This is a genomic window from Paraclostridium sp., from assembly GCF_051657365.1.
Lineage (GTDB): Bacteria > Bacillota > Clostridia > Peptostreptococcales > Peptostreptococcaceae > Paraclostridium.
The window spans coordinates 1-3,070 of sequence record NZ_JBOFKN010000180.1; the positions used below are offsets into that span (position 1 = coordinate 1).

The 3,070-nt window shown below is 28.2% G+C and carries 6 protein-coding genes; 3 read left to right on the forward strand and 3 right to left on the reverse strand.

Going from position 1 to position 3,070, the window contains the following annotated elements:
- From ACRCYC_RS14275 to ACRCYC_RS14285, 3 genes are all read right to left on the reverse strand, one after another.
- Positions 1-418: hypothetical protein (locus tag ACRCYC_RS14275; protein WP_438619808.1), on the reverse strand; the 418-nt coding region annotated here is incomplete at its 3' end.
- A gap of 17 nt (positions 419-435) precedes the next feature.
- A complete protein-coding gene (locus ACRCYC_RS14280) occupies positions 436-1,350 on the reverse strand; it encodes a Wzz/FepE/Etk N-terminal domain-containing protein (protein WP_438532903.1) in 915 nt (304 codons plus the stop codon).
- Between the two features lie 295 nt (positions 1,351-1,645).
- On the reverse strand, positions 1,646-1,957 hold the full coding sequence (locus tag ACRCYC_RS14285; protein ID WP_438532904.1) for a hypothetical protein: 312 nt from the start codon (positions 1,955-1,957) through the stop codon (positions 1,646-1,648).
- 222 nt (positions 1,958-2,179) lie between these two features.
- Between ACRCYC_RS14285 and ACRCYC_RS14290 the strand changes: the two genes are divergently transcribed.
- From ACRCYC_RS14290 to ACRCYC_RS14300, 3 genes are all read left to right on the forward strand, one after another.
- On the forward strand, positions 2,180-2,401 hold the full coding sequence (locus ACRCYC_RS14290) for a hypothetical protein (protein WP_438509520.1): 222 nt from the start codon (positions 2,180-2,182) through the stop codon (positions 2,399-2,401).
- Positions 2,402-2,403: 2 nt separating this feature from the next.
- A complete protein-coding gene (locus ACRCYC_RS14295; RefSeq protein ID WP_438509521.1) occupies positions 2,404-2,748 on the forward strand; it encodes a hypothetical protein in 345 nt (114 codons plus the stop codon).
- Positions 2,749-2,757: 9 nt separating this feature from the next.
- The coding region (locus ACRCYC_RS14300) for a hypothetical protein (protein WP_438619809.1) at positions 2,758-3,070 on the forward strand (313 nt) is incomplete at its 3' end.

Consider the following 3,070-nt stretch of genomic DNA (forward strand, 5'->3'; position numbering starts at 1 on the left):
CAAGTACAACTCTATATGATCTATTTAATCTAAAGAAAAATCTCCAAAGAAGTTGCAACATAACTACTAATACAAATCCTACTAATACAACAGTTCTTGAATATTGCTCTCTTGTTACTGCATAATATGCTAAAGTTACCATTAACGCTATGAAGTTTGTAAAAGTTAGATTTAATACATCTAAAGAGTTAGTATAACTCCAACTTTTCATAGAGTTTTTACGAAATAGATAAAAACACAAAAATGCTACTCCATACACAATGAAATAGCTACTATGTGAATTTTCTTCCCAGTTACTTTCAAATCTCACTAAAAGGCCTAGAAAGATACCAGCAAGTACTGATCCTAGGTCTATTACTAACTTAACTATATTTCTTCTATTGGAAAATAGTTCTGTTATTACATTCTCTCTAAACACTTTCTTTCCCCCTACCACTACTTATATCTTCTTTTATACCCGTCTATAAACTCTTTTAAAAATGCTACCATTACTCCTAAAAACAGTCCCATTATTATTCCAACTGCTAAAATCAACTTAGCTTTACTTTGACCTTTTACAAAGTATATATCTGTAGTTTCTTTAATTATATCTAGTTTATCATTTAAGGAATCTAGCTTAACTAATTCATTTACATAAGTATTATAATATTTCTCCTGTTCACTTTTTCTTAAATTTAGATCCGGGTATTTAGACGCTATATAGTTCATTTTTTCCTCTGGCTTCAAAGCTCTTAAGTCACTGTCTTTTTTAAAAATATCTAAAATTTCATTTTGGATATTTTCAATCTCTAATTTAGTTTTTTCTAAAGATTCACTTTTCAATAACTTTTCTTTTGCTATAACATCTTCTAAATTATCCTGTTCCCTTAAAATATCTATATATGTATTTATAACATTTTTGCTACTATTTTCATCAGCTATTATCTCTGTTTTTATTGATATCTCTTCTGGATTTTTATCATTTTTAGATATAGTCAGCATATCTTGTAAAAACTTTCTCTGTGATGCCATATTTTGCTGCTCTTTTGGGGTATTTTCTAAATACTCTGCTTTTATAGGCTCTACCTCTAAAATCCTCTCAACATTTCTATCTTGAAGTAAAATAGTGTCTATATTTATTTTATTTACACCCTTTAGTCCATAAGTATCTTGTTGTATAAGAATGCTCTTCATCAGATAATTTGGTGTCTTACTACGCACATAAAGTGCTCCTCCTAATGACAACAATGTACAAAGTATTGTAGTTACCACTATACTCCATTTATGTCTCACTAGTATCTCAATTAATTCATAAAGATCAATCTCATCATCATATTGCTTTGTTTCCATCAGTTTTATCTCCTTGCTCATTCTATCCCCCTACGCATTTTTTATTCATGTTATTATATCACTTTTTTACCATGAAAAAAAGTTAAAATTGTGTATATATTCATATTTTCTTTCGTCAATAAAACAGGGTCTAGAAAATTTCTAGACCCTTAAACCTTAATTTATATTTATTTGTGAATGAGAGGTAACTTGGGGGATAGCCATCCTCTCAACTTTACTGCCTATACTTCTTAAAACGAGGGTGTTATTTCCTGTTACTAACACTCCAATGAGTGTTAATACAGTGTAGATTATTTTTATGGTTTTTATCATAGGCCTATGCCTCTGGTGCAGTTTCCACAAAGTAGTTAAAAGCCATTAACTCTGCTTTTTGAACATCTATTCTATCTAGGGAATTCTGTCCTGTTCTTATCTCTTTTTCAATTGCATCTCTCCACGCAGAAAAAGATCCATATGGATTATTATCTGGTAATGGTTCTCCATCAGTTTGCATCTGCTCAATTTTAGAAAGTGTTGCCTTATCATCTGCTAATTCCTTTAAATAACTAACCTCTCTTTCAATACTCTTCTGAGTTTTAATTATAACTCCTTGTATTACTGCTTTTGCTCCTCCAACTGTCATACTCATACTTACCTCCTACGATTTTTATTTTTTATTTTTCCTGCTATCTCGAGATAGTTTTATATTAACATAAATAAAATTACATTACACTAGCTAAAATCCCACTGTTCATACTTTTATTTTTTTCTTTCAAAATACCATTGTATGCTTATTTTTTTAAAAAAATTTGACTTTTTTACACAAAAAAAATATTATTTAAATACAAAACATTCGATTTTAAGGAGGATTATGGAGGAAAAATGTATTAAAGCCTTGATCACAGAATATTTAGGGGAAACTGCTTTAATCGAAGAACTTGAATTTATATTTCCACTAAAAAAAGAAACAATTTACAAGCGATTACAAAAATTGCCCAGCAGTGTATCTGTTTGCTCTAATGGTTATAAAATTGTTTTCGTTAAGGAATTTCTAAATTTATTTCTTCTATCAGAAGAGGAAAAGGGGTGGTAATTTTGAGTAAAAAAACAAAAAAAAATTTACAATTTATTGAACTTTCTAGAGCAATTTACAATTTTAAAAAAATTTCAAAATTTGATAACGAAGATCTTTTCAAAAAAAATATAATGACGGATCTAAGCAAAATTTGCCTTAAAAATGGGAACTTTCTTTTTTCTAAAACTCAAATTTTAAAACTTTTAACTAACCTTAACTCAAATAAAGTTACTTATGCTATCAGTGAAAAGAATTTAAATATCGCTAAAGGAAAGGGAAATAAATCTATTATTAAATTTCAATCTTTTTTAATATACTTTGCAATTCCTGACATTATAGATACAATTAAAGATAAAAACTTATAAGGAGGTTTTATGGATTTTATAATAAAAAATAACCATAAAAGCAACTACACTATAATTTATAATAAATTTATACAAGATAAAAATCTGAATTTAGAGCTACTAGGACTTGGATGTCGCCTTCTTAACAAGCCAGCTAATTGGGTTATAAATATCAATCAACTGTCATATGAAATGAACATTAGCAAAGATAAGTTACTAAGACTTATAAATAATTTGATTGAACTTGGTTATATGTATCGTCATAAAAAAGAGATTGCCTTTGTCCGCAAAGGTGAACTTAAAAATATATATTATTTTTCTGACGACAAGGAACTTCTAAATA

Bases quoted from the DNA above. Each gene is read 5' to 3' on its own strand.
- ACRCYC_RS14285 (WP_438532904.1), bottom strand. From the start codon at position 1,957: ATGAGTATGACAGTTGGAGGAGCAAAAGCAGTAATACAAGGAGTTATA.
- ACRCYC_RS14290 (WP_438509520.1), top strand. From the start codon at position 2,180: ATGGAGGAAAAATGTATTAAAGCCTTGATCACAGAATATTTAGGGGAA.
- ACRCYC_RS14280 (WP_438532903.1), bottom strand. From the start codon at position 1,350: ATGAGCAAGGAGATAAAACTGATGGAAACAAAGCAATATGATGATGAG.